This is a genomic window from Alkalinema pantanalense CENA528 (assembly GCF_050753345.1).
In the GTDB taxonomy this organism is placed as follows: domain Bacteria; phylum Cyanobacteriota; class Cyanobacteriia; order Leptolyngbyales; family Leptolyngbyaceae; genus Alkalinema; species Alkalinema pantanalense.
The window spans coordinates 16,076-41,909 of the sequence record NZ_JBLZFX010000051.1 but is presented as its reverse complement, the minus strand read 5'-3'; the positions used below and the strand labels follow the sequence as shown (position 1 = coordinate 41,909).

Below are 25,834 nucleotides of genomic sequence, written 5' to 3'. Positions count from 1 at the left end.
GAGTGGGGGAGTGGGGGAGTGGGAGATCGGGGATTGGGAAATTGGAGATTGGGAGATCGAGGAAGCGTAATCAAACTCATTGAGGCGGATTATCCAGTCATGGGATTCCCACAGAATGGGAAATTGTTGGCGGTAGGTGGAGAGCAGGCGCGGGGTGCAGAGTTCCGGAGTCATCTGCACTAGTTGCCAGCGTTGGGGCTCTAAACCAAAGAGTCCTTCCAGCAAAGCTCGATAGCGGAGAACTTGGAGTGCTGCGGTGGCCAACGTCCTAACTTCGCCAGTCGTCGTATCTTGCCAACGATCGACCGTTGCAGTATAGCAAGGCAACAGAAAATGAGGCGGTTCTGGGAGGCTCAACCAATCCTGTAAAGCGGCACAGAGGTGCAAGTGCCAACGGGATTGCTTATTGGCGTCAATACAATAAACTAAGTCTCCGCCTGGAGTAAAAAGAGCAATGCCCTTGAAAGTTGTGGGAACAGAGCGATGTTCCATTAAGAGTTAGGGGAACGGATAGGGTTCCAGAATTCTCGATCGCAAAGAAACAACCGGGAGTTATCAACATTGTGGATCACCAACGACGTAACTGCGCGGCTGGGGTGAAAAATTGTTGGGTGATCCCTGTCAGCAGCAAGATTAAGGTGATAAGGGTAGCCAGGAGGGTCATGAAGAGCAGGAGCAATTGGTAAGCTCCGGCCTGGAGGGGATCAAATCCAGCGAGCAAACTTCCGCCCATAAAACTGGGAAGAATCCCCAGTCCGGCGATCGTCATGGCATTCAGCGTGGGCAACAGTCCAGCCCGGATAGCGGCTTGGCGATAGGGGGCAATGGCGATCGCGGGGGTGGCTCCGAGGCTAAGGTGGGTTTCAATTTCCTGGGTATTGTTGCTGAGGCTGTGGATAAACTGCTCTCCGGCGATCACGGCTCCGTTCATGGCGTGGGCAAAGACCAGCCCCGCCAGCGGCAGCAAAACGCGCGGCTCGTACCAGGGGGTGGACTGCACGACCAAGGTGAAGACATAGCCCAGGGTGACGCTACTGCCCAGAAAGAGCGAACCCAGGGTAATGGGCAAGAGGTAGGGGATCCGTTGGCTGAGTTGTTTTTGGGTGACGATCGCTGCCACAAGCAGAAGCGCCAAGACCGCAATGAGGGTTAACACTGGATCACGCACGATAAAAATCGTCGCCAGAATGTAACTGAACACAATCATTTGCAGGATCGATCGACCAGCGGCAACCACAACACTGCCAAGCAGATCCAACCGTTGCCAAGCAACGAGAATGAGGGTTAGGACAATTAGCCCCAGCGCAAAGATTAACTGTGTGGGCGTATCCACATCCATTCCTCCCAGACAAGCTTTGCTATTATTCCCCGATCCTTCTCCGATCTCAGGAGTCTAGCCAATCATCCTTGGAGCACTGTTTTGGAGGCGATGCGGGTTTGTTTGCGATCGCGTTCGGAGAGGGCTTCGCCGGATTGTAAGCGGGTGGCGGTTTCCTGGAGGACGGTAGCTCCCGCCCGATCGCCCATTTGTAAGGCGGTATTGGCGGCGGTTTGCAGCATGGTCGCGGCTCCGGTTTTGTCCCCCTGTTGCAGTTTATTTTCAGCAATTTGGGTTTGGCGATATTTGGCCAGCGCCAAGATGTGGGTTTGGACTGCGGGGTTGGGATGGGGCGCGTAGGTAGGAACGGCTTGCAGGGTAATGGGGGAGATATCGGAAGCGGTGGTGGTCCCTGTCAGGGGGTTATCGTAGCGAACTTGGACTTGGGCAACGGTGTGGCTGCCTTCTGAAAGTTGATCGAAGTAGAGGTTGACCAACACGACGCGGGGCGCATCCACCAGCAGATCACCCAACCGCGCGATCGCGATATCCCCTTCCATCGTCACGGGCAGTTCAATCGTCTCAGGGGACACCTGGGCGAGGGGTTTCATCTCAGCCAGACGGGTGTTGGGAGCCAGTTTCAGCATCAGGTGAGCATTGGTGAGGCCGACGGATTGTGCCCGATTCAGCAGACGATCGAATTCCGTCACCGCCAACTCCGGTGCAGCGATGTAGGCCAGGGCACCAATGCCCGCATCGGCAATTTGTTCGAGAATATCCTGGTTCCAGTTATCGCCAAACCCCAGGGCATTAATCGTCAGGCCATAGCCCGTAGCCACGTGGGCCAGTTTGAGGCAGCGATCGTTGTTGCCATGTTCATTTTCGCCATCGGTCAGCAGAAAAATTTGTGAAACGGTGCCTTGCTTCCCCTTGGCGCATTCTTCAATGCCGATTTTTAAGCCTTCGTCGATGTTGGTACCGCCGGTCGCAGTGAGGGCATCCAGTTGGGATTGAATGTCAGCCGGTTGGTTAACGGTTTGGTTGGCCACGAGGACGTGGGCTTCGTGGTTGAAGGCAATGATGGCAATCCGATCGCCGGGGGTGAGTTTTTCAATCAGTCCTTTGGCGGCTTGTTTGACGGTATCCAGGGACTTACCCCGCATGGAACCACTGTGATCCAGGATGAGGCAAAGGTTGAGGGGAACCTCTCGGCTGCTAGGTTCCGGCAGCGCGAAGACGGAAATAGCCGCTTGGCGCTGGCTGTTGGCTTGGGTCGCGTCTAGTTGTCCGTCGCTGAGGGCAATTTCTAAACCAACTTTCATAGAAAAATCCTTGGGAACCGGGTGAGGCTGAGCGATCGAGGGAGTATCAGAATGGGGCGATCGCGGTTTACCTAAGTCTACGCATCCGACGGGGGGTTTTCCAGAAACTGGACTTTGCCAGCCCAGAGAAATGGATTGCCAGTTGGGATGATTTCCTTTCCATGGCCCAATCTTCGTTGCAATCCCCGAAGGCAATGAGCCTCCCTTATTCAATTCGGAAATTCTCTGGCATGCGTAGATAAATCCCACGGGGATCATTGAGCGATCGCAGGGTATTAAAATCCGTCTGTAATTTTTTGAACTCTGTTGTAAACGGATCGTGCCCCTGGGGCTTAGCCTCAACTTGTGCCCCAAACAAACTCCGCAGCACCCGTTCTTCAAAGCTAGTGGGTTCCGGGTATTCCTCCACCTGCCAGTTATCTCCCAATTTCGCCCGATTGGCCGCTTCTTTAATCGCCGCTTCCAAGCCACCTAGCTCATCCACTAGGCCAATTTTTTTCGCCTCAGCCCCAGACCACACCCGGCCTTGGGCAATTTCCGCCACCTTGGCTTTGTCCAGCTTGCGCGATTCCGCCACCTTGGTTAGAAACTGATCGTAAATTTGGCCAATAATGCGTTGCACGATCGTAATTTCCTCTTGGGTTTTCGGGCGGGAAATCGTTTCCCCATCGGCAAATTTCCCCGTCTTGACCACATCCCAGGTAATGCCATTGTCATTGGCCAATTTTTGAATATTGGGCAACAGGCCAAACACCCCGATCGATCCGGTAATTGTGGTAGGTTCTGCAAAAATACGATCGCCGTAGGTGGCAATCCAATAGCCCCCGGATGCCGCCACACTGCCCATGGAGACAATCACAGGTTTAGCCTTGCGAGTGACAATCACTTCCCGTTGAATAATATCGGAGGCCGTAGCGCTGCCACCGGGACTATTAATGCGTAGAACAACGGCTTTCACCTCTTTATCCTGACGCAATTTCCTTAGTGTTCTCGCAAGACTATCTCCACCAATCTGCCCAACGTCCCCGGAACCGTTGACAATTTCACCTTCCGCATAGACCACAGCAATTTGATTTTCCGACACTTTTTCAACTCGATCGCTGACAGCTTCAGCATAGTTCCGCAGGGAAATGCCTCGGAAAGATTTGGTTTCTTGCTCCTCACCCGTCAGTTTTTTTAACTCATCCAACACTTCATCGGCATAGGCCACACGATCGACTAGTTTCGCCTCCTTCGCATCTGCCGCCGTTAGCACACCCTTGGTATCCGAGAGTTTTTGTAACGCCTTGGGGTCTAAATTCCGTGCCTTGCCCGTCGTTGTCAGGAACTCATCCCAAATGTCATTTAACAGTTTGGTGGTTTGTTCTTTGCTGGGATTGCTGCTGCGTTGGCGGACAAAGGGTTCCACGGCGGATTTATATTTCCCCCGCCAAATGGCCTGAACCCCCACACCAAACTTCTGGAGCGCTTGGGAAAAGAACATCGTTTGGGCACTCAGTCCGTTCATTTCCACTAAACCCATGGGATTGATGGCAATAGTATCCGCCACCGACGCCAAGTAATATTCCTTTTCGCCCCATTCCACATCGTAGGCGTAGATTTTTTTGCCAGATGCTTTGAACCGTTGGAGGGCTTCCCGGACTTCCTTTAAGGTGGCGTAGCCGGAGACATTGCGGCTGGAGGAGTTGCGAGCGGTGAGGTATAGCGCCAGAATGCGATCGTCCTTAGCCGCTTGATCGATCGTGGTTAAAACTGTACGGAGCGTAACGCTGTTCTGCAAACTTCCCGCTACGGTTTCATTCACCACCTCACGGGGACTGCGTTCCGGCTGGGAGTCCGTGATCGGTTGCGCTAAGTCCATCACCAGAACCGTTTTATCCTTGACCTCAGGGCCAGGGCCGCGAGAACTGGCCAGACCGATGATCAGAAAAAGGAGCCCCCCGATACTAACGCCGGAGAAAATCAACAGCCCCAACAGGGTCGCCAGGGTGGTCTTAAGGAAGTCGCGCATAGAATGAAAACCGCAGAAGTAGGACGACGAGAGGAGCCACAACGAGAGGGCAAACGCGAGGGCATCGGTGCCAGGGCGGACTTTTCCGTTAGGCCAAGATTTGTCCACCCCCGATCGCCAGCCTGATCGCTGATTTTGCAATGTACTTGTCTTCTCTATGCTAATCAGGAGAACCCAGATTCGGTTAACAATTTCTGGACGGTGGCGAGTAAATCGTTGGGCGGGAGCGATCGCTGGGTTCTGTGATCGACAGGATGGACAATCTCATGCGCATAATCGTAGCCCGATCGTCCCTAAAAACCGTATCCTTCAGCCATACCGTAAGCGCTGAAAGATGCCGTAAGCTGTTAAAGTGTCAATGTTTTCGAGATCAGTACACCCATGGCAATTCGAATCGGCAACGGCTACGATCTACACTGCCTTGTAGAAGGACGGGATTTGATTCTAGGCGGAATTAAAATCGATCATTCTAAGGGATTACTGGGACACAGTGATGCGGATGTCCTGACCCACGCCATTATGGATGCGATGCTAGGGGCCTTGAGCTTGGGGGATATTGGCCACTACTTTCCGCCGACTGACCCACAATGGAAAGGTGCAGACAGCCTCAAGCTTTTGGAACAGGTGAATCAACTCATTCTCGATCGGGGTTGGCGCATTGGGAACCTGGATTCAGTGGTGATCGCAGAACGGCCTAAGCTCAAGCCCCACATTCCTGCCATGCGCGATCGCTTGGCGGAAGTGCTCAACATCGATCCCGATTTAGTCGGCATCAAAGCGACGACTAATGAGAAACAGGATGCTGTAGGACGGGAGGACGCGATCGTTGCCTATGCGGTGGTGCTGCTAGAAAAGTAGTGGTTAGAAAGGTATAGCGGTAGGTACGATCGTGAAGACAATCATAGTTTTGCTTGTCAACCAGCCGCGCCCCTAAGGGAACAGCGTATAAATAAAATCCCAATTGGATAGGGGGTAGGAGAGTAAAAGGGTAGGAGAGTAAAAGGGTAGGAGGGTGGGGGGATGAAGAGGGGATATTATTTTTTGGCAAATCCCTAAAGCCCCTTAATTAGGGAGATTTTGGAATCATTTGACTGAATGCCCCCCAAATAAGGGGAGCTAGAGGAGATAGGCTCTATGGCAGCGATCTATCAATTTGGTCTACTGTTTGGGAATACGAATCACAAACGTTGTGCCTTGCTTCAGCATTGAGGTACAGGTTAGACTTCCTTGGTGCCGGTCGGCAATGATTTGATAGCTGGTCGAGAGTCCCATTCCGGTTCCTTGGCCCACGGGTTTGGTTGTAAAAAATGGATCGAAAATGCGACTTTGAATCTCTTCAGGAATTCCTGGCCCATTGTCCGCGATCGCAATTTCCACCCACTGACTATCCACCAAAGAAGTCGTAATCGTAATTTGACTGGGCTGCGCCTCCATTTCCGGGATGGTGCGATGGCTATCCCTTTCTTCGAGTGCATCGATCGCGTTCGTTAGGACGTTCATGAAGACTTGATTGAGCTGTCCTGCATAGCATTCGACCTGAGGTAGGGTTCCATACTGTTTGATGACTTGAATTCCAGGACAATTGGGTTTGCCTTTGAGGCGATTTTGCAAAATCATCAACGTGCTATCAATTCCCTCGTGAACATCCACCGATTTAATATCCGATTCATCCAAGCGGGAGAATAACCGTAGGGATTTAACAATTTCACGAATGCGCTCTGTTCCAACCCGCATGGAACCCAATAGTTTTAGTAAATCTTGGCAGAGAAACTCTAGATCAATTTCCTCAATGTGTTCTGCGATCGCTGGCGTCGGATTAGGATAGTCCTTCTGATAGAGTTCAATTAAACCCAGGAGATCTTGGGTATATTCTGCTGCATAGGAAATATTCCCATGAATAAAGTTGACAGGATTATTAATTTCATGGGCAATTCCTGCCACTAGTTGGCCCAAACTCGACATTTTTTCGTGGTGAACCATTTGAGCCTGGGTTCGCTGTAATTCCTGAAGCGTAAGTTCCAGTTCCTGGCTTTTTGCCCGAGTTTGGGCGTAGAGATCTGCTTGGTCAATAGCGATCGAGAGTTGATCTCCTACCGCTTGCAATAACTCAATTTCACTATCAGTCCAGTAGTGCTGTTTATGAATGTAGCTCCCAAACAACAGCCCAATCCGTTGGGTTCCTGTTTTGATGGGTAGGAGAATATCGGACTTAATACCTAAGGATTCCACCAGGCTACGGAAGATGGGATCTTCAATCTCCTGGGGATCGTTAATAATAATCATCTGTTGTTGGATGATTACTTCTGGAGCAGATCCCAAAATAGAAGCAGGATACTGGCCGACGAAGCTCGGAATGCCCTCCGATTGGGTATCCATGATCACTTCCCACGTTGGTTCAGCGTCATCAGGGCACAGCCAACTAAACCCACAACAATCCAGCTCTAACAGATCCCGAATGGCATGAATCGTCGTTTCAATCACAGTGTTGAAGCTGAGTGCGTTGCAAATTTGATTGGCAATTTGGCTTAACAGGGTTTTATAGCGGGTCTGTTCTTGGAGCTTGGTCTCTGCTGCTTTACGATCGCTAACATCCCGTGCAATGCCGTGAAACCCAATCACCTGCCCTAATTTATTTTTAATAGGGGAGTTATTACAGACAAGCCAAAGCCAACTTCCATCCTTTCGACGAGTCCGAAACTCTAACCCTAATTGTCGTTCTCCAGTGGTTAGTAAATGCTGGTTACTGGCAATCACTCGGGGTAAATCGCTAGGATGAACGATCGATCCAAAGGATTGATGCAAAAATTCTTTGACCTCATAGCCATACATTGTTTTGAACTGAGGCGAAAGATAGGTGAAGGTGCCATCGGCAGCCACTTCGTAGATCAAATCATCTGCATTTTCCACAAAGCGCCGAAATTTAGCTTCGCGAATTCCAATTTCCGCCTCAATTTCTTTTTGAACAGTAATATCAACGGTGGTTGCAATCAGTTGTTGAATGCCAGATGGTCCTTGAACCAAGGGTGCTACTGTCAACAACCACCAAGTTCTTCGCCCATCATGTTCAAAATGTTCCTCAAAAGAAACAGGTTGTTTAGAGGATAAACAAGCCTGGTAACGCCGCATGCAGATATCTGAAATCATCGGAGGGAGAGCTTCCCGAACTGTTTTCCCTAATAAGTAATCGACGGGAATTGGACTGGTACGCGCCATCGTAGCGTTAAATTTGACGTACCGAAAATCCTGACCGTTCTCAATGACCTCTAAAACAAAAATGCCATAGTCTATTGCATCCCACAATTGTTGTAAAAACTGAACTTCTTGTAGAGAGAGGGGCGCATCAGGAGTCGATCCATCAGAAACAAGGGGGTGATTAAAAGTGGCTGCTGAAGAGACTTGTGCACTCAAATCAACGGGAACTACCATAACACCTTAGCCTAGATAAAGGGAGCACGGGAACGATGCTAAAAGACATCTATGTATGGTTCCAGAATTCCCTTCGTGCACTAACATTCCACCATTGATCTGAAAATTCCCGAATATTTAACTATGTTGCAAAAGCTATCTTTACCTAAAATTAATCTGCAATAAGTGTATTTACGGAGTCAGGAGTCGATTTGCCCATATATTTACGGAGCTTTGACCTAGGTAACTCCCATCATTCCCATATCCATTAAAGCTTGCTGAAGCCGTTGAGCTTCTGGAGAACCTTGTTGCTGATGAAGTTCGATCGCCCGGTGGAAGGCGGCACGACTCCCAGCCATATCTCCAACTTTGAGTAAGACAACTCCTAGGTTTTGATAGGCGTCGGCGTAGTCTGGTTGCAGTTGAATGGCCGTTTGATAATGCCCGATCGCCCCAGCAAAGTCGCCTAATGCCTTCAGCGTCATGCCGAGGTTGTAATGGGCGGTGGTGAGATGGGGGTCGATCGCTAATGCCTGTTCGTAGAGCAACTTTGCAGTTTCCAAATCCCCATGGGTTTGTCGCAAAGCTGCCCAATTATGCAATGCCCCGAGCTTCAGCATTGGTAAGATCGGTTGCTGCATGGCTTGCTGATACTGCTCATCGGCTTGTAAAGGTTCTTGCAATTCTTGGCAAGCAGAACCGAGGTGGTAATGTAATTCATATCGCGTTGCTGCATCGATCGTAGTTGCTTGCAAACCCCGTTGTAAAAGTTCGATTCCCTGCGTTGTTTCTCCTAACTGAACATACAGCGCTCCTAATTTGCTACAGACGTAGGGATCGTTGGGATGCCTAGCTAAGAAGCCTTCCATTGTGGTGCGGGCTTTGTTCCATTTATCCCTGGCGGCAATCATTTCCGGCTGATAGCCATCATGCCAAATGGCAATATCCGGTAGGTTGAGAATGTCCCAGTGGGGTTCCTGCTGCAACAGCGCTTCAACACTGTCGTCAATCATGGCGTGGTAGGGGCGCTGAAAGTGAAGGGCAGGATGTTTGCGAAAGAGGCGAGACACGAGGGAATAGGGGGCTTGGGTGGCTCCCACTTCTTGTCGCACGAGGTTGATGACTAGAGCCTTGGGCTGTTGGATGGTGGTTTTTAAGGCCGGCACGATCGCGGGGAGTAGAACTTCGTCGGCATCTAGCACCAAGACCCAATCCCCGGTGACGTATTGCAGTGCGGCATTGCGAGCAGCAGAAAAATCATCACACCAGGTAAATTCGTAGACCTTCGCACCGTAGGACTGGGCGATCGCGATCGTCTGATCCGTTGACCCTGTATCCAGCACGATCATTTCATCGACCACATCTTTGACGCTATCTAGGCAACGGGGTAGATTCACTGCCTCGTTTTTAACAATCATGCAAAGGCTGAGGGGGATCGAGGGGGTCATACGGGGGCATGCAACGATAGGGCAATGTCTAAGAAACAAAGGCGAGGGAGGATGCTGGGAGCATTACCCACCTTACAACCCAAAGAGGGTAGATCTTTTTGGCATGCTTTCCAGTATAGGATTCTCTGCTGGATAATAGACTGGTGGCGAATTACAGGAGGGCTATGGGTTTCACTGGGCACAATCCGGAGCAACAACAGAATGACCCATCCCTAGGGCCAGCCTCACGACCAAAAATTCGCTGGTGGCGACAGGCGAAGTTCTGGCAATTCCTGTGGCAGGCGATCGTGGTGGTGCTAGTGGTCGCGGCCTTGAGCTACCTGGGCTACAACCTGGATCACAATCTCAAACGCTTGGGAATTCGGTTGGGCTTTAAGTTTTTGGAATCCCAGGCGGGGTTCAGTATTGGTGAAACACCGATCGCTTACCAACCCAGCGATCGCTATGCCATGGCGATGTTTGTCGGCTTTCTCAATTCCCTGCGCGTGATTCTGAGTGGAATTGCGATCGCGTCCTTAGTGGGGTTTGTGGCGGGGGTGGCTCGGTTGTCCAATAACTGGCTCCTGCGACAAATTGCCAAGGTCTATGTGGAAACCCTGCGCAACATGCCACTGCTGCTGCAATTGCTGTTTTGGTACTTTGTCTTCACCAGTGTGACTAAGTCGGATCAGGGCATTTCCTGGGGACTGCTCCAGTTCAGCAAGGGGGGCATTACTCTGTTGGGGTTGCAGCTTTCGCCGGAATTTTCGGCACTGTTGACAGGATTGACGCTGTACACGGGAACGTTTATCGCTGAAATTGTGCGGGGGGGCATTCAATCCGTTCCCAAGGGCCAATGGGAAGCGGCCCGATCGCTCGGTTTCTTCCCTGGGCAAACCCTACGGCTGATCATTCTGCCCCAGGCACTGCGATCGATGATTCCGTCCTTGGCCAATCAATATTTGAACTTGGCAAAAAACTCCAGTTTGGCGATCGCCGTGGGTTATCCCGATTTGTATGCCGTTTCATCGACTACATTTAACCAAACGGGACGTGCTGTGGAAGTGATGATTCTGATTTCCCTAACCTACCTGTCGCTGAGTTTAGCGATCGCCTGGGTTTTAAATCAATTCAATCGTCGTGTGCAGCTTGTGGAACGGTAACTGAGCAGAATCACCGATGGAACGCCTTCCTTCAATCGATCGCTTGTAATTATTGATTAGGGTCACGATGATGCAGAATTCCCACCCCCCCCATTCCCAAAAAATACAGATCTACCAATGGTTACAGCGAAATCTTTTCAACACGAAGTTAAATAGTTTATTAACGCTGCTCTGCCTCGCTTTTTTGGGGTGGGTAGGCTATGGGCTTTGGGGGTGGCTGGCGCAAGCGCAGTGGGCTGTCATTACGACGAATCTGCGTCTGTTCCTGGTGGGTCGCTATCCGGTGAATCAGGTGTGGCGGATGTGGGCTGTCTTGGGTGTGGTGGTCGGGATGACCGCACTCTGGGCGGGACAGTTCATCTTAAAGAGCCAGCGGTTAAACAAGCGTCTCCAATTGGGATTCTATGCCTTGCTCCCGATCTCCTTTTGCGCGATCGCCTACTTTGCCAATGGCGGTTTGGGGTTGAAGTTTGTCCGAACGAGCCTATGGGGTGGGTTATTTCTGACGCTATTCACTGCCGCAGTCAGTATTTTGCTGGCGTTTCCGTTCAGTATTTTGCTGGCCCTAGGCCGACAATCGGCCTTGCCGATCGTCCGGTGGGTCTGCACGGGCTACATTGAACTGGTGCGGGGCTTACCGTTAATCGGGATTTTATTTATGGCGCAGGTGATGTTGCCATTACTGCTGCCCGATGAAATTCGACTCGATCGGGTCATACGGGCAATCGCGGGGCTAATGCTGTTTAATGCGGCATATCTGGCGGAAAATGTGCGATCGGGGTTGCAAGCCATTCCCAAGGGACAATCCGAAGCGGCTAAAGCTTTGGGGTTAAATACGCTACAAACCATGGCATTAATTGTATTGCCACAGGCATTGCGTATTTCAACTCCTGCAATTGTAGGCCAATTTATTTCTATGTTTAAAGATACATCACTGTTGGGATTGTTTTCTATGTTTGAACTGACGGGCATTTCTCGTACGATTCTTTCCCAACCAGACTTCAGCGATCGGCAAACGGAGGTGTATCTATTTATTGGTTTAGTTTACTGGGTAGTCTGTTTCAGCATGTCCCAAGTCAGCCGTAATCTTGAAAAACAGAAATCTTAAACGAGCTAGGGTAGTGCCCTGACGTAAAGGATAGAGAAAATAACCTTAAGCTGAAAGGTCTTTGCTACAAAGCTTTCGACGAAGTCTGATTATTCTTCATCCTTTAAGAAATAGGACTACCCCCCACGATAATCTTGTGATAGTACATTCATCATAAGATGTGTTAAAAGTCTTTCTGCTACGATGCTGAGAGATTGGTGCTACCGCACCCTCGCTATCCATCCCCGCCGGGTAGACGAGCGGGGTATTCCGCGAGAACCGATAAAAAAGTCTGTAACAGGTTCAATCTGTCACAGACTCCTAGGGATACCAAATTTGAGAAATCACTTACGGTTACAGTTTGAATTCAGGACTATCACTTAGCCTATAGAAAGCTGAGCCCGCGTAAGCTGAGCCGACGTCAGCTTAGCCCATAGACGAACCAGCCGAAGCCGCTTCAGCATATAACGCTTGAATCCAAACCCATTCCTGTTCCAGACCTTGCCGTAGGGTGACCTGCGGATTGTAGCCTAGGATTTCCCGCGCCTTGGTCACATCTGCCGCCGTGTGCCTTGCATCGCCCCGCGCCTTTTCAATGTGATTACGCTGGATGGGTTTACCGATAATCTCTTCCATCAGGTTCAGCACATCCGCCAGCACGACTCGACTCCCACCACCAATGTTGAAAATTTCCCCCACTGCACCGGGAGCCTTTGCTGCGGCTAAGTTGGCAGCCACAGCATCACTGATAAACGTAAAATCGCGGGTTTGTTGCCCATCGCCAAAAATATCGATCGGGCGATCGGCCATGGCCGCCTTAAAGAACTTGTGGAAGCCCATGTCTGGCCGTTGGCGAGGCCCATAAACCGTAAAGTAGCGCAGGGACACAAACGGGACACCAAAGTTGTCGTAATACAACCCACACAACCGTTCTGCGGCCAATTTGGTAATGCCGTAGGGCGAAACAGGTTGGGGCGGAATGGTTTCATAGGTGGGCAGGGTTTCCGCATTACCGTAGATAGACGAGGTGGAAGCGTAGATAAACCGCTGCAGTTGTTTTGCGTCCTTAGCCGCTTCTAGTATCACCTGGGTCGCGTTAATATTCCGCTCAGTATAAGCCCGGAAACTCGTCCCCCAGCTAGCTCGCACCCCTGCCTGCGCGGCCTGGTGATAGACAACCTCCACATCCTGAAGCAATAAATTCCAGTCTAGGAATTGAATATCGCCCTCAATCAGTTGAAAATTTGGATGATCGGCAAAGCTTTGCAGGTTGCGTCGCTTCAATTTCGGATCATAGTAATCGTTAAAGTGATCGATCCCAATCACTCGATCGCCTTGCTTCAACAAGGTTTCGGCGACATGAGAACCGATGAATCCAGCCACACCTGTTACAACATTTATTCCCATACGGCATCCTATTGGGTCAGGATAATACTGTAAATTGAAAGCTTGTCCTTCGCCATCCGCGATTTCATCCCCCAACAGAAATTTGCTGAGTGCTCTCTGGGTTCAATCCTAGTCCTGCGGATCGGCGGGTGGCACCCCAGAAATCCTCGATCTTAGCCTCTGACTTTATTCACTAATCGCTTTAAAAAGCTGGCTTTTGGAGATTGGGCTGGGGGGATCCGGGTTTCAAAGGTCGGCATGGTTTCGCCGAGATAGCGATGCTTGGCCCACAGATCCCAGTAGGGACAACCGGGCTGAATCCGAATGCCCGCCCAGTGGAGATACTGCAAGGGCTGGTTACAGGTGGGATCGAAGGGTCGATCGTTTTTCACCATAAACTGGGGGCTCCCCGCCCAGCTACCGGGGGCACCGCCTTCCCGTCGCACAACATTGAAGCGTTTGGCCACCCGCTTGAGAATCATGTAGTTGATGATGGGCTGGTCGGAGGTCTTTTGGGAAAAGTCAAAGAATTCCGGATGCTTAGCGCATTCAGCAAAGGTTTCCAGTAAGTCTTTTTCCTGAATCACCCCTTTTTTGGAGGCCCACCAGCCACCATTAAACAGATCTTGCAGATCCTGCTCAGTGAAAATGCCTTCGGTTAACACGGTTTCGGAAAAAACGTTTTTGATGCCCCCGCGATGTTGATAGTCGCAGCAGAGGAAATCGTAGTCCTGAAGGTAATTGAGGTTATCAACAATTTTTTCAAAGACAACGATATCGGTGTCGATGTAGAGAAATTCATCGAAGGGGCCAAACCAACAGGCTTGTTTACGAAACTGGTTAGGCCGAGCAAAGAAGTTGCCGCCAAAGGTTTCGTGTAATTGCCGAGACAGCCGATCGATCAATTCCAAATCTTCGTAGACCGTAACACCAAAACGTTGATTGAGCAGTGCAGCAATGTTGTGGTAGTTATCGTCGTAGGGGATTAAGACGATCGGGGTTTCGGTGTCATATAAACGAATGCTATTTAGGAGCGCGATCGCATGATCGGTCACTTTATCATTCGCTGTGATGTAAATGCCACGACTCATGGCGAACTCCTTCAAAGGTGCGTTCAACGCAGGATACTGCCTTAGAGTGCCCGATTCGTAGGTAAAAATAAATCCCTTCCGCCCATTCCTACGCAAATTTCTAGCGAGATCGATCGCGCTTCGATGGCTGGAAAACCCGTTACCTCGGCAGCTTGTGATGATCACAACTTGTGATTATCGCGGCAAAAGATCGTCTAACCGCAGTTGCAGATTGGGGAACAGCGGAGAGGCGATCGGTTCTCCCAAATGATATTGCGTTGCCCGATAGTCGTCACCGTCCAGATAGTAAACCGTCAATGTGGGTCGCTTCGGTTTACCAATAAACGCAAGGCCGCCGAGTCCCCGATAGTCCACAATCCAGTATTCTGGAATGCCTAGTAGCGCGTACTCTTCTACCTTCCGCGCATAATCATCCTGCCAGTTGGTGCTGACCACTTCAACCACTAATTTAATCGTGCTGCCACGGGTAATGATGGGTTCCCGCTGCCAAAGGGGTTCCTGTTGAATCAGTTCTTCGTCCAGGACAATGACATCAGGGCGTAAAGCCGTGGCCTCCGTGGCGGGAGGCTTGATTAGACAACCTTTGGGAATAAACCAATTCAAACGCGCCCGCAGAATCTCCGCAAACAACCATCCTCCTACCTTGCCAGCCACCGCTTCATGGGGACCTGTTGGGTCCATATCCCGCAATTCTCCGTCAATCAGTTCATAGCGCGGCTCATCCCCATACTGGGCAATGAATTCATCGAAGGTTAGCGTTTTTTGGGGCGTGTAGGTCATGGATAACCTCCCGCGATCAGGGTGCTTACCATGGTAGTGGATTCCCGCCCAAGATAACAGCCCGATCGCTTTGCTGACTAGCAAGATATCTGTTAGTGCCCGATCGGGGTACGGCATAGTTTTTTCAAAATGCGATCGGCCAAGGGTGAGCGATCGCCCGCACGAGGTTTACCCGTAAAGTGGGGCTTCTGGCTGGGATCATGCCAGTAGCGGTATTGCAGAAAAATATCTCGGTAGGGCAAGGCTAGATTTTCCCCCGCACAGAGCCGTTGAAACAAACTGGATGATAAGCCAATGTAATGTAAATAGGTCAGCGGTACCCCATTATCGTAAAGCTGCCGATCGCGATAGACAAAGTGATCCGAGGTCACACAGCAGCCCGTGCGAGCGTCCTGCGGCAGTTCCAGCGCTAGGTTATAGACCAACAAATTCGATCGCATCACCCAATAATTCAACAACGTTTGGTCAGGAGCCATGCAGTAGAGAATCTCCGACTCTCCCGCTTGTAAATGGGTCAGTAATTGTTGCAACTGTTCTGCTGAAAAAGTGTCTCGCTTCGCCCCATAGAAACCTGAACAGAAAATTTCTTGCTCTAAGCGATCGCTCGAAAATACCTGTGAGAGTTTTGGCGATCGATGATTATACACATGGGAAAGATCACGATGTTGAAAGTCGTAGACGATCCAGCCATGGGCATCCAATCGCTGCAATAGCGGACGCACATCCTGGAGCAACAACGTATCCGCATCCATATAGAGAAATCGATCGAACGGCCCAGAAAACGCAGCCAAGCGCCGATGGGTGCCAAATCGATAGTAGGGATCGGGGGTAATTTCCTGCCAGCGCTGCTTTGCGGAGGGGCAGGCATCCCACATGGCCCGCGCCCAACCATCCCAATAGTCCAATACAGCGAGATCGCAAAAGACTTGTACCTGAGGTCGCGATTGAATCGCCTCCGCTAGTCGATCGTAGCGATCGTCGTAGGGAAAAATGCAAACGGGAAACTCCGGCCCCATCGTTGCTTCAATGCTGTTGAGAAGGGCGATCGTCTGATCCAAAACCCGATCGTTGGCCAGGGTACAAATACCATCCATGATTTAACCCGTTCTCTCCTCAACGACGCTTCCAATAACAGTCCAGTAACTAACAGTCCAGTAACTAACAGTCCAACAACATTTAAAACTTGGCCACATACTCCGCGAGCCAGTTCATCAAATTCAACTTGTGCAAGATGATTTGACGGGCTTCGGCGATCGCGTCCTTCGCTGCATACCAAGCATCCGGCGTGGCCGTCACTTCCCGAATGTACTGCAAGCCTTTTTCATCCAGACTCGGCAATCTCAGGAAGCTCCCCGGTGGCAGGAGTTTATCCGCCGCAGAGCCACCGTAGTAGATCGGCAAACACCAGCACAGCAGCGAATCCCACAGTTTTTCACTCACATACCAGTCATTATCGGCATAGTTTTCGATCGCTAAATTGTAGTGATAGGGAGCCATGCCGTACCACTTGTTATTAATCGCACTGGCCTTAGCCCAAGCTGGCAAACCCCGACCATAAAAGTCACAGTCCAGATTACTCTGGTAAATCAGTTGCAGAAACGCTAGGCGAGTCCGGTGATTAGCTGTGCGATCGATGCCCGAGGTAATCCAACTACAGGGCTTAACCTTGGGGGGCGGCGGCATTTGCTCCAGTTCAGTAAAGGTATTATTGACGTACCAAATCGCGGGCATGTAGTCTGGCTGGGGAGCGTGGTCATCCGGCCCGGAAATGTAGTAACAGTAAGGCTTTGCCTGGTTATAGGTGGCAATATTTTTATGGGCAATTTCGGTCAACGGCGGCTCACGCCAGAGAAAAATTGTGCGCTCCGGTGGTACCCCTCGGCATTTGGTCTCTAGGGCCGCTTGTAAATCTAAATACTGCTTTTGGCGGCGTTGATTTTTGATGGGATTCCAATGCTTTTGCGGTAGTTGAGGAAAGTCATGGAAGTTATACATCAGCATGAAATCCGGCTGATCCGCATTGGCTAACATTTGAATGCGATCCCATTGACCAAAGGGTTGCTTCGCTTGATTCCAGAGCCAATCGATCGAGCAGGGATTCAGCCCCACATAACTGCTCATCATCCCAATCACGGTTGAACTCATCGCACCACCTCCTGGGAACTGGCAGAATTTCCCGTCAAATTAACGACATAATCGCCGTGGGTATCCTGATTTGCATCATCCCCAACATCACTGTTGGATTCACTGTGAGAATCACTTTGAGAATCACCAAACTGCATGGCACAAAGTTTAGCGTAGTAACCGCCCTGTTGGAGCAGTTCTGTATGAGTCCCCTGTTCCATCACTCGCCCCCGATCGAGGGCAACCACTTGGTGGGCTTTTTGAATGGTCGAAAGGCGGTGGGCAATCACCAGGGTTGTGCGATCGCGGCTCAAATCATCGATCGCCTGTTGCACCAAGCGCTCAGACACCGTGTCCAGCGCACTCGTCGCTTCGTCCAAAATCAAAATTTCCGGATCGCGCAGGAGGGCACGGGCGATCGCGAGCCGTTGCCGCTGGCCACCGGAAAGTAACACCCCCCGATCGCCAATCAGCGTGTCTAACCCTTGGGGCAATTTTTGAATAAATTCATAGGCATTGGCCCGCTGGGCAGCCGCAATAATTTCAGCTTCCGTTACTTCGGGACAGGCGTAGGCAATGTTATTGCGAATCGTATCGTTAAACAGGAACGTATCCTGACTGACCACGCCCATGGCCCGCCGCAACGATCGTAGGTCGAAATCCCGCAAGTCCTGACCATCCAAGGTAATACAGCCCTCGGTGGGATCGTAAAAGCGGGTCAGCAAATCGGCGATCGTGGATTTTCCTGCCCCCGATGCACCGACTAAGGCCACGGTTTTTCCCTTGGGAATTGTCAAAGAAATCTGGCGCAAAACAGGATTTTCTTGGCCGGGATAGGCAAAACTGACCTGATCAAAGCGAATTGCGGTCTGTAGCCCTTGGTAGCCATAGAGATTGCGCTGGGGCATGAGGGGCTTATTGTCGAACCGCAGCAGATCTTCCACGATCGCTAAACTGGGCGTCGCATTGGCCAAGGTATTCCGCGCACTGTTGAGTTGACCAATGACGGGCAACATCCGAAAGAGCAGTAATAAATAACTTAACAACAATGCCGAAGTTGCCGCAATTTGATCCGCAAACAGCGATCGACCTAAGATTACAATCAGCAAAATGGTCATAATGCCCGCCACTTCATTGACCGGGCCGACGATCGCAAAATTGGCTTGGGATTGAAAGTCAGCTTTTTCGCGATCGGAAATTAGTCGCTCGATTTTGTCATATTCCGCTGTTTCGTTACTCGTAGCCTTAATCAATCGAATTCCATTCAGGATTTCTAGCAGCTTCACCGAATAGAGGCGAGAGTTATTCGATAGCTCATAACCAAAGCGTTTTGCCCGACGAACAAAGTATTGATTCGCGATCGCGACGATCGACAATAACGCCGTAGAAATAATCGTCAGTTTCCAAGAAATAATCAGTAACAGCGTCAGAAAGACGAAAATCGTAATCACGTTAATACAAATTCCGATCGTCGCCTTTAACGCATTGGCAGACTGCCCCACTTCAGAACCAATACGATTGACGAGATCCCCCACCTTACTCTTGGTAAAGAAGTCTAGGTCAACTTGCAATAACAATTTCAATGCATCCCGCCGCATCCCATTGGTGAGTAGCCGAATCAGGTGGCTGGAACTCAAGGTGCTGGCATAACTCGCTGCATTTTTTAGCACGATCGCCACCAGAATTACCCCAAACAACACGATCGCCGAGGGATTGTGATCTAATCCGATCAGCCGCAGTGTTTTTTCAATCACGGGGGGTAACCCTTGCAGACTCTCAGCTTGGCCTAGGAAATTCAGGAGAATCGGAGCAATCAGGGCTGTACTCACCCCGTTAAATAATGCGCTGGAAAATCCTAGAAGAATTGTCAGACCAATCCATCCAGGATACCGTCGAATATATTTGATTAGAAGGGGATTAGGTGAAGTCATGGGAGCCTGGGCAAACGATCGGGCAAGAGGAGATCGGGCAAGAGGAGATCGAGCAATATAAAGTTGAGCGATCGAACAGCAGAACAGCCAATCTATGAATTGGCTTTCAGCAACCGTAGGGATTTTAAAACGCGCTGGGAACGCGGCCCTCGGTATTTTTCGTACAGAATAAAGTTAGGCGTTTGGCAGCGCAATTGATACAGCACTCGTAGCAGCCAGCGTTGGCGCACCGTAAACACTTGATTCCACAGCTTTAAATGCACTGGAATCGTTAACATCTTGACAATGCGTTGAAAATTTTCCGTTTGTTTCTCCTGAATCGCTTCATTGATTAATAAATCGATCGCGGCTTGGCATTGGGATAACCGTTGAGGATACTGCTGCGCCAAGGTTTCATAAAACAGAATGTAGTAACTGCACATGTAAGCCCAATTATTGGTGCGATTGGTTTGATGTTTCGTGTAAAACGCACCGACCATGGGGGTATGGACAAACTCTGCGCCCTGCTGCAAAATTTCGATCGCAAAATACCGATCGCCCAGCGCCTTGAACTGCTCCGGAAATTTCGCCAATACCAAAACACTGCGATGCATCAACATACATTGCTGCAAGGCCGGGTGGGGCGTATTCACCAGGAAATCTGGCAGCAACAGCCGCTGAATCAACGCTTCCGAAGAAAGTTGACCAATGGCATGGGGCTGTCGATCGACAATTTGATCAGCGGCATCTAATAACACCCGTTCATAATCGCAGTAAATCACCAAGCCCTGGGGAACCCGATTTTCCACCTGCGCCAGTTGTGCCCGAATTTTATCAGCATGAATCCAATCATCGGCATCCAAACACTGAATCCAGTCGCCCTGGGCTTGGGCCACACCAAAATTACGGGCCGCAGGCAACCCACCATTCTCTTTACGGAAATATTGCACACGGGGATCGGACTGCACCAATTCCGCTGCCACCTGAGGCGTGGCATCCGTAGAACCATCGTCCACAATCAGACATTCCAGATCCGTCCAAGTTTGTGCCAAGACACTTTGCACCGATCGGGCAAGGTACTGGCTTTGGTTAAAACAGTTGACGATGATGGAAACTTTAGGTGCCATGGTGGTGCCATCTAAACTGCGTGCGATCGATTGGGTGACCTGCATTCGGCCCCTGGGATTCCTGGAAAATCCATCAACCGACCGATATCCCCCCTCAGTATGGACAGCATCATGGGTAAATCAACAGTTTGCCGCAAAACCCCCCGATCAGGAATAGCACTGAGGCATCAATTGCGACATCCTTCTAATTCAGGTGTTAGGCGATCGGCAATGCCCTCAGCCCCCTTACCATCCCGCCGCTGTCCCTTCCCCACGGGGATCCGCTGCCCCTTCCAAGCTACCGTCGGGAAGTGCCACAATGCCGTTTGCATTGCCCCAACTGTCCCGATCGCGCAGTTGCTGGCCCCGATGTTCCAGCGCTTGCCGCGTTAAGGGATCCAAGCCCCATTGCTCCACCCGCAGTTCATCCGGGAGCCACTGGTGATGGATGCGTGGCGCGGCGAGCGATCGGCGGATATCCATGCCATAGATCAGATGGTTCAGCAAGCTTTGCAGCACGGTCGTAATAATCGTACTGCCGCCAGGGGAGCCAACGGCCATACGAAACTTGCCCTTTTCCGTCACGATCGTGGGCGTCATGCTGGACAGAGGCGTTTTGCGGGGGGCGATCGCGTTGGCATTGTCCCCCACCAGACCGAAGGCGTTGGGCGTATTGGGCGCTACGGCAAAGTCATCCATTTCGTTATTCAACAGCACTCCCGTCCCCTTCGGCACGACTCCCGACCCAAAGCCGAGGTTAATTGTAAAGGTGAGGCTAACGGCATTGCGATCGCGATCGACAACAGTGAGATGGCTCGTATCGTCGGATTCCTGGGGCTGGAACGGTTTCAACTGCTTCGACCCGGCGGGATTCGCTCCAGGAACCTTGGGTTTCTCCGCTTGAAAGGGCCAGGGATCGACCAGCGGCACCTGACCGGAGGGGGTCGCTCGGTTGAGGTTAATTTCTCCGCGTCGCCGTTGGGCATAGGCCGGACTGATCAGCCCCTGCATGGGAATCGCCACAAAATCCGGATCGCCCAGATACTGCGCCCGATCGCGGTAGGCTATCCGCATCGCTTCGGCCATTCGCTGCACCGTATCGGGATGGTGCCAACCGCCGGAATACAGCGTGGGTGTATCCAGCAGATTCAGCATTTGTAGCAGGTGCACCCCCCCGGAGGACGGCGGCGGCATGGAGCACACCTGGTACTGCCGAAAGGGGCCACAGAGGGGCTGCCGCCAGATGGGGTGATAGGTTTGCAAGTCTTCGATCGACAAAATTCCGCCCTGGGTTTGCACATCCTGGACGATCGCCTGGGCCACGGTGCCCCGATAGAAGTTCTGGGGAGAAATCGCGATCGATCGCAAGGTTCTGGCTAAATCCGTTTGAATCAAGCGATCGCCGGGTTGCAGGGGCTGGCCTTGGCGCGTGAAGATCCGCTGGGCCTCCGGCTGTTTGAGCACCGATTGCGACCATTGGCTGGCGCGGGTGTATTGCCAACTGACGGAAAAGCCTTGATCCGCCAGTTCGATCGCGGGTTCCACCAGGGTTTTCCAGGGCAACTTGCCGTAGCGTTGGTGTACTTCTGCCAGTCCCGCGATCGTCCCCGGAACCGCCACCGCCAAAGCACCTTCTGTGCTGGCCTTAGGACGGACTTTGCCCTGGGCATCCAGATAGAGATTACGGGTGGCTTGCAGGGGTGCCCGCTCCCGGAAATCCAAAGCCACAGTCTTGCCAGTTTTGCCATCGTGGAACAGCAGAAATCCCCCACCCCCCAGCCCCGCCGAAAAAGGTTCCACCACGGAAATCGCGAGGGTCGTCGCCACCGCCGCATCCACCGCATTGCCGCCCTTTTTTAAGACATCCCGGCCAATTTGGCTAGCTAGGGGGTGGGCTGAAGTGACCATGCCGTTGGAGGCCCGATCGAGGAGCGGTTCGCCAGGAATCGCGCGGGCCGATGGGGCGAAACCAATCGACCCACCCACCAGCACCAGCACCCCCAGAGTTCGAGCGGCGATCGTCCAGCCCGATCGGTGCCCTTTTCCGTTGCGATCGTTCGGAAATCCTGGCACAAAAACTGACCCTAAATTTTGCACAGGTTACCTCTTAAAATTCCTGACTCCGTTGACAAGGGATCTGCGATCCACACCGCTATCACCACAGTGATCAACATAACCGCCATTCACACAGCGATCGATCGCTTTTCATTATGACACTGTGACACCGTCGGCAACGGCTGGTATGACCTCTGTGAAACCTAGTAAATCAATGGCCTATACAGGCTACGTGGCCTATCAACTTCAGTGATTTCGCTGGATTTTCCTTCATCAAAATTTGCTGCGATCGATAGATAAACAAATCGGGGAAAAGTAGGGGAAACCCTGACTGAAACCGATCAGTCCTGCTGGAACATTTCGAGTTTGCTTTTTTCGTCCTTTTGTTTTTGTCCTTCTGATCTTTCGACACACCCACAATGAAGAAGCGCTCTTTTGCGTCTTCTCGGCTATTAGCGTCCCTGTTGATTGCCGGAAGTATTTTGCCCGGAAGTATTTTGGCTGGTGTTAACCCTGCCGTTGCTGAGGTTGTTCCTGCGGGAACCGCCATTCGCAATACGGCGACGGCAGCCTATGAGGATCCCAATGGGGCGCAATACGACGCAAAATCTAATACTGTTCAAGTGGCGGTGGCGGAAGTTGCAGGGGTTTTAGTGGTGCCCCTCGCGACGATCGATCGCAATGGCGGCAGCATTTTACCCAACGATGGCGTGGATTTTGAGTTCAAGGTCACCAACGTCGGCAACGACACCACCGAACTCTTTATTCCCCGAGCTCCGATCGTTGCTGGCCCCGGCACAGGAACCCAGGTCTTCATTGCGGGCTATCTCGACACCCAAGGCAATCGGGTCAATTTTGCGAGCCCAGTCCTAGTCACCTATCCCAACCCAGCCAATGCCCGCACTAGCACGATTCCCGGCCTCCCGGCGATCGGGGCAACGCCAGCGGGGGTATTACCAGCGGGCTATGCCTACGTCGTGACAATTCCGGTGACGATTCAACCCCAAGCCGCTTCAGGGGCTGATATCACGGTCCGTCTGGGGGATACGGGAGCCAACGACAATTCCCTGGGTAGCCAAAACCAGCCCGACTCCCCCGATACCGCCTTAGCCACAGAAGTCCGCACCTTAGACTACAGCGGCGAAACCGGAGCCACCGCTGCCGTCCTCCCCGCCACGGAAGAACGGGAAGCCAGCGCCGTACAGTCCCTCAAGGTGGGAGCGCAGGCCCAAGCCCTAGCCACGGTACTCAAGACAATGAAAAGCTATGACCCCAAAAATGTCGCAGTCCTAACGGACGATGAATTGACCTATGAGTTGGGGCTGCGGGTGGAAGGCACCGCCCCGATCTCCAGTCCCGGTATCACCCCCGGTAATCTAGTCGGGATGAACGTCCTGGGCATCGGGCCAAACCGGGTGCTCATTTCCGATGCTGTACCCGCTGGTACCGACTATCTGGCAGGTTCGGCAATCTCACCGGATCCCAACTGGACGCCCGTTTTTACCGATACGCCCCTCTCGACTCCGGCCCCATCTGCCACCTGGTACACTGCCGCGCCCCCCTCTGGACAACCCATCACCCGAGTGGGCTTTGTCTACAATGCGGCCACCAATGCCCTTCCCATGGGCTATCGGATCACGGGGTTAACCTTTAAGGTACGCACCACGGGCGCATCCGGCAGTTCCAGCAACATTGTCAACCTTGCGCAGGTGTTCGGCCAAACCGAAGGACTGACGGGCAACACCGCACCACTGGTTTACGACGAATCCGGTGACGCCCAGCCCTCCAACTTCAACGACAATGGCACCCCAGGAGCCACCGCCAGCCTGACGCCCAGTTCCGCCACCATTCCCGACGGCCAAGCCAACCCCACGAGCCACGGCGTAGATAGCGCCAACAACAACTCCGGCCAAGGCCCTGGGGGAGAAGATAACGTCTACACGATCGCGCTGCCGGGGACGGTGTTGAACGGGCCGATCGGAATGCCGGGAGCCGTGGGGCAGGTGGATAACAACGACGATTTCACCAACCGGAGCGCGGCTCTGCCCGCCAATGCCCTGCCGGGGAGCACGATCGACCCGGCTGCTGTCACGTTCCAGAACACTGTGAGCAATCCCAGTCCTATAGCCAGCTTGACGGGATTATTGCTGGTACCCGATGCCGCCAATTTCACGCCCACAACCGGGGAACAACTGCCGCCCAACCAGACTCAAGTGACCCTGACCTATGGGGGCCAAACAGCGGTCTACGTCTTTGATGCCACAGCGGGGAACTTCATTTTTCAGTCGGGTGCTCCCATCCAGATTCCCAGTTTGGCACCGGGGCAACAGGTGAACTACAGCGTTGCAGTAGATCTCCCGGCAGGGACGCCTCTGTCTACCGATACCGGGAAAGGTTTTGCCGTTCCGCTCTATGCCTTTGTGGATCAAGATGGCGACTCCCGCCCCGATCCGATCGCCGTAGAGCCCATGCAAAATCGCACGATCGATCGGGTGTACACCGGGTTCCTCAAACTCGCTAAAACCGTCACGCTCTTGGAGGCCAATGGAACCGTTGCAGCGGATCAAACCAACGCCAAACGCGGACAATTACTGGAGTATGCCGTAGCCTATGAAAATATTTCGATCTCGCCTGTGGGGGTGGGCAACGTCACGCTCAACGCTAACAATATCACCCTGACAGAGGATGGCGACAACGGAAACAACACCTGGGCCAAGGAAGCCAATGGCCTAATTCAAACCAGTCACGTTTTGGCCTCGGTGACCAGCACCTACGGCACCACCGCCTACTGGCCCAGTGGGGAACAGACAGGCACAACAAAGGCCACAGATGTCAGCCGCTATGTGCACCAACCCGGCGTCGTGATTCAGCCCCAAGCCCGTGGTCAGTTCACCTTCCGCCGCAAAATCAACTAAAGAGATGAGCCGATCGACCTTCAATCGATCGCAGAACAGCAACCCAAGATGGCTCCCAAGGATAGATTAAAGAGATGCAGCCAAATAAGGAATCAACGCATAAGACCTCGACTTGGACTGTCTAGAGATTGCTAGTTTGGAATTGAGTCAACTCTTGAGTAAATCATTAGGTAAATGATGATGAAACGTTTTTGGATTGCAGGATTGAGCACGATCGGGCTAATGGTTGTGGCTCCGGCAGTGACGATCGTAGCTGGCTGGGACACCCGACCCGCGATCGCTCAAACAGCGGAAAAACCGAAAATTAATCTAACGCTAACGGGTGAAAAGCGCATTGTCAGCAAAGATGCCCAGGGCAAAGAGCGCATTACCTGGGACAAAGTGGGCCAGCAGGTGACCGCCCAACCCGGCGACGTACTTCGTTACTCCCTCAAGGGCAAAAATGAAGGCAAAGGCAGCGCGAAAAACCTAGTCCTAACCCAGCCCATTCCCAAAAATACAATTTATGCCAAGGATTCAGCCACCAAGCAAGCGGGGGTGGAAATTTTGTTCAGCATTGATGGGGGCAAAAACTACTCGGCTGCGCCTATGGTGGAGGTGAAAACCCTCAGTGGCAAGGTTGAAGTGCGCCCTGCCCCCCTAGAGTCCTACACCCACGTGCGTTGGAAATGGCAAAATCCGATCGCGCCCCAGGGGGAAATCAATGTAGCCTATCAAGTCCGGGTGAAATAACC

At 51.9% G+C, this 25,834-nt stretch carries 18 protein-coding genes and 1 pseudogene; 5 read left to right on the top strand and 14 right to left on the bottom strand.

Annotated elements, in window-relative coordinates:
- The 4 genes and pseudogenes from ACN4EG_RS16620 to sppA form a co-directional block, all read right to left on the bottom strand.
- Window positions 1–492, bottom strand: a pseudogene (locus ACN4EG_RS16620) (circadian clock KaiB family protein); the annotation flags it as partial.
- Between the two features lie 76 nt (window positions 493–568).
- Window positions 569–1,333: an ABC transporter permease gene (locus ACN4EG_RS16615; RefSeq protein WP_431631072.1), complete on the bottom strand. Its 765-nt coding sequence runs from the start codon at window positions 1,331–1,333 to the stop codon at window positions 569–571.
- Window positions 1,334–1,401: 68 nt separating this feature from the next.
- A complete protein-coding gene (locus tag ACN4EG_RS16610; RefSeq protein ID WP_431631071.1) occupies window positions 1,402–2,835 on the bottom strand; it encodes a vWA domain-containing protein in 1,434 nt (477 codons plus the stop codon).
- 10 nt (window positions 2,836–2,845) lie between these two features.
- Window positions 2,846–4,792, bottom strand: coding sequence for a signal peptide peptidase SppA (gene sppA / locus ACN4EG_RS16605; protein WP_431631069.1), 1,947 nt, complete (start codon window positions 4,790–4,792; stop codon window positions 2,846–2,848).
- 240 nt (window positions 4,793–5,032) lie between these two features.
- Here sppA and ispF point away from each other — a divergent pair, with 240 nt between their 5' ends.
- The gene (gene ispF, locus ACN4EG_RS16600; RefSeq protein ID WP_431631066.1) at window positions 5,033–5,509 is read left to right on the top strand and encodes a 2-C-methyl-D-erythritol 2,4-cyclodiphosphate synthase; all 477 of its coding nucleotides are present in this window, start codon (window positions 5,033–5,035) and stop codon (window positions 5,507–5,509) included.
- Between the two features lie 300 nt (window positions 5,510–5,809).
- Here the strand turns inward: ispF and ACN4EG_RS16595 are convergent, their stop codons facing one another.
- Both ACN4EG_RS16595 and ACN4EG_RS16590 read right to left on the bottom strand, forming a co-directional pair.
- A complete protein-coding gene (locus ACN4EG_RS16595; RefSeq protein WP_431631064.1) occupies window positions 5,810–8,077 on the bottom strand; it encodes a PAS domain S-box protein in 2,268 nt (755 codons plus the stop codon).
- Between the two features lie 218 nt (window positions 8,078–8,295).
- Window positions 8,296–9,504: a glycosyltransferase gene (locus tag ACN4EG_RS16590; protein WP_431631063.1), complete on the bottom strand. Its 1,209-nt coding sequence runs from the start codon at window positions 9,502–9,504 to the stop codon at window positions 8,296–8,298.
- A gap of 164 nt (window positions 9,505–9,668) precedes the next feature.
- On the opposite strand from ACN4EG_RS16590, the gene ACN4EG_RS16585 reads away from it, so the two are divergent.
- Window positions 9,669–10,646: an amino acid ABC transporter permease gene (locus tag ACN4EG_RS16585; protein WP_431631061.1), complete on the top strand. Its 978-nt coding sequence runs from the start codon at window positions 9,669–9,671 to the stop codon at window positions 10,644–10,646.
- 67 nt (window positions 10,647–10,713) lie between these two features.
- A complete protein-coding gene (locus tag ACN4EG_RS16580) occupies window positions 10,714–11,754 on the top strand; it encodes an amino acid ABC transporter permease (RefSeq protein WP_431631059.1) in 1,041 nt (346 codons plus the stop codon).
- A 405-nt stretch (window positions 11,755–12,159) separates the two neighbouring features.
- Here ACN4EG_RS16580 and ACN4EG_RS16575 read toward each other — a convergent pair whose 3' ends face one another.
- The 8 genes from ACN4EG_RS16575 to ggt form a co-directional block, all read right to left on the bottom strand.
- Window positions 12,160–13,140 (bottom strand): NAD-dependent epimerase/dehydratase family protein, encoded by a 981-nt coding sequence (locus ACN4EG_RS16575; protein ID WP_431631057.1) that lies wholly within the window; start codon window positions 13,138–13,140, stop codon window positions 12,160–12,162.
- Between the two features lie 152 nt (window positions 13,141–13,292).
- Complete coding sequence (locus ACN4EG_RS16570) at window positions 13,293–14,210, bottom strand: Npun_R2821/Npun_R2822 family protein (RefSeq protein WP_431631056.1); 918 nt, start codon at window positions 14,208–14,210, stop codon at window positions 13,293–13,295.
- Window positions 14,211–14,384: 174 nt separating this feature from the next.
- Window positions 14,385–15,107 carry a Uma2 family endonuclease gene (locus ACN4EG_RS16565; RefSeq protein ID WP_431631055.1) on the bottom strand — a complete coding sequence of 241 codons (723 nt, stop codon included), beginning with the start codon at window positions 15,105–15,107 and terminating at the stop codon, window positions 14,385–14,387.
- Window positions 15,083–16,084 carry an Npun_R2821/Npun_R2822 family protein gene (locus ACN4EG_RS16560; RefSeq protein ID WP_431631054.1) on the bottom strand — a complete coding sequence of 334 codons (1,002 nt, stop codon included), beginning with the start codon at window positions 16,082–16,084 and terminating at the stop codon, window positions 15,083–15,085. The genes ACN4EG_RS16565 and ACN4EG_RS16560 overlap by 25 nt, the downstream gene beginning before the upstream one ends.
- 82 nt (window positions 16,085–16,166) lie before the next feature.
- Entirely contained in the window at window positions 16,167–17,135 is a 969-nt protein-coding gene (locus ACN4EG_RS16555; RefSeq protein ID WP_431631053.1) for a glycosyltransferase family 10 domain-containing protein, read from the bottom strand.
- Window positions 17,132–19,045 (bottom strand): ABC transporter ATP-binding protein, encoded by a 1,914-nt coding sequence (locus tag ACN4EG_RS16550; RefSeq protein WP_431631052.1) that lies wholly within the window; start codon window positions 19,043–19,045, stop codon window positions 17,132–17,134. The genes ACN4EG_RS16555 and ACN4EG_RS16550 overlap by 4 nt, the downstream gene beginning before the upstream one ends.
- Before the next feature lie 92 nt (window positions 19,046–19,137).
- Complete coding sequence (locus ACN4EG_RS16545) at window positions 19,138–20,196, bottom strand: glycosyltransferase family 2 protein (RefSeq protein ID WP_431631051.1); 1,059 nt, start codon at window positions 20,194–20,196, stop codon at window positions 19,138–19,140.
- A 180-nt stretch (window positions 20,197–20,376) separates the two neighbouring features.
- Window positions 20,377–22,227: a gamma-glutamyltransferase gene (gene ggt / locus ACN4EG_RS16540; RefSeq protein ID WP_431631049.1), complete on the bottom strand. Its 1,851-nt coding sequence runs from the start codon at window positions 22,225–22,227 to the stop codon at window positions 20,377–20,379.
- 377 nt (window positions 22,228–22,604) lie between these two features.
- On the opposite strand from ggt, the gene ACN4EG_RS16535 reads away from it, so the two are divergent.
- Complete coding sequence (locus ACN4EG_RS16535; protein WP_431631047.1) at window positions 22,605–25,100, top strand: DUF7925 domain-containing protein; 2,496 nt, start codon at window positions 22,605–22,607, stop codon at window positions 25,098–25,100.
- Window positions 25,101–25,280: 180 nt separating this feature from the next.
- Window positions 25,281–25,832, top strand: coding sequence for a hypothetical protein (locus tag ACN4EG_RS16530; RefSeq protein WP_431631044.1), 552 nt, complete (start codon window positions 25,281–25,283; stop codon window positions 25,830–25,832).
- Window positions 25,833–25,834 lie beyond the last annotated feature (2 nt).